The sequence below is a fragment of the Roseovarius autotrophicus genome (assembly GCF_018069895.1).
GTDB classification, from domain to species: domain Bacteria; phylum Pseudomonadota; class Alphaproteobacteria; order Rhodobacterales; family Rhodobacteraceae; genus Roseovarius; species Roseovarius autotrophicus.
Genome location: NZ_JAGQDH010000062.1, coordinates 1 through 1,676 on the forward strand (window position 1 = coordinate 1; position 1,676 = coordinate 1,676).

Consider the following 1,676-nt stretch of genomic DNA (forward strand, 5'->3'; position numbering starts at 1 on the left):
CGGCGAGGGACGCGGTCACGCGGCCTTGACAGCTTTCTGCTCGGCGTTCCAGTTCCATGGGAGCAATTCAGGCAAGCGTGACACGGTGATATCGGGCAGGCGCGCCAGGACATCTGCCATCCAGGCCGGTAGCGTCCCTGGGTGTGGTGTAATTCCGACGGTAGCGCGGGCTGAGTGGAGCCTTGCGTAGCTCAGGCGAAGCCCGCGCGGTTTCTGGGCGGCCATGGACGTTCTCCGGTAGGGTTGAGTTGCAAAACTGACCTACCGATCGAGGAGATCCCCCATGACCAAAGACATGATAGCAGAAACCGTCGCGCTGAAGGCGCTTCTTTCGGACACCGCGGATCATCAAATACTGGCCGAGATGCTTGGATTTGTCGCCGACCGCTTGATGGCGCTGGATGTGGACCAGCGCTGCGGTGCTGGAACGCATGAGCGCAGCACCGAACGGGTAAACCATCGGAACGGATATCGTGAGCGCCGGTGGGAAACGCGGGCCGGGACCGTCGCAGTTCAGATCCCAAAGCTTCGAAAGGGATCATACTTTCCGGAGTTTCTGGAACCCCGTCGGGCCTCGGAAAAGGCGATGACGGCAGTGATCCAAGAGGCCTACATTCAGGGCGTTTCTACCCGCTCAGTCGATGATCTGGTAAAAGCGATGGGCATGACCGGCGTCTCCAAGAGCCAGGTCTCGCGCCTGTGTGCCGAGATCGATGAACGTGTTGACGCTTTCCTTAACCGGCCGCTGGAGGGCGAATGGCCATACCTCTGGCTGGACGCCACCTACATCAAGGTCCGCCGCTCGGGGCGGATCGTCAGCGTCGCGGCCATAGTGGCGGTTGCGGTCAATACTGACGGACGACGCGAGGTTCTGGGCATCGCCATTCAGCCCAGCGAAGCCGAGGTGTTCTGGGACGAGTTCCTGCGCGCTCTGGCCGATCGGGGCCTGCGTGGCGTCAAGCTGATCATCGCGGATGAACACAAGGGCCTGAAAGGTGCTGCTGCCAAAGTGCTGGGCGCCACAATCCAGCGCTGCCGCGTGCATTTCATGCGCAATGCGCTGGCCTGCGTCGGCAAAAAAGACCGCCCCATTGTCACAGCTGCGCTCAGGACGGCCTTTGACCAAGACACGCTGGCAGACTCGAAAGAACACTGGGCCAAGTTGATCGAGGCCTTCCAGCCACGCCATCCTAAGCTCGCTGAACTGATGCTCCGCGCTGAAGACGACGTGCTGGCCTACAAAACTTTCCCGCAGGCTCACTGGCGGCAGATCCACTCTACCAACCCGCTTGAGCGCCTGAACAAAGAGATCAAGCGTCGCACCAATGTCGTCGGTATTTTCCCCAACGAGCCAGCCATCAAACGCCTCGTCGGGGCGCTGATGCTGGAACAGAACGACGAATGGGCGGTCACACGCCGTTACATGACGCTGGAAACCGTCGCCGCCATCTGCGAGGATAACACCATGGATCCGGCGCAAATCGCCGCCCTGTAAACCGGCTCAACATCCGGCCGGAGAACGATTTACACCACGCGCTGGGGCACTACCTCCAGGCCTGCGGGTCAATGTCGTTCATCTTGCAGCTGACGATCAGGGTATACATGAAGGCCGCCCTGTCGCCGCCGCGTTCAGACCCCGCAAAAAGCCACGACTTTCTTCCCAATGCGATCCCTCT

1 protein-coding gene and 1 pseudogene are annotated in these 1,676 nt (G+C 60.6%); one reads left to right on the forward strand and one right to left on the reverse strand.

The window, feature by feature from the left end; genetic code table 11:
* Positions 1-15: 15 nt before the first annotated feature.
* A pseudogene (locus tag KAK09_RS19210) lies at positions 16-126 on the reverse strand (transposase domain-containing protein); the annotation flags it as partial.
* Positions 127-295: 169 nt separating this feature from the next.
* Here KAK09_RS19210 and KAK09_RS18520 point away from each other — a divergent pair.
* Positions 296-1,495, forward strand: coding sequence for an IS256 family transposase (locus KAK09_RS18520; protein WP_210880396.1), 1,200 nt, complete (start codon positions 296-298; stop codon positions 1,493-1,495).
* Positions 1,496-1,676 lie beyond the last annotated feature (181 nt).

Bases quoted from the DNA above. Each gene is read 5' to 3' on its own strand.
- KAK09_RS18520 (WP_210880396.1), top strand. From the start codon at position 296: ATGATAGCAGAAACCGTCGCGCTGAAGGCGCTTCTTTCGGACACCGCG.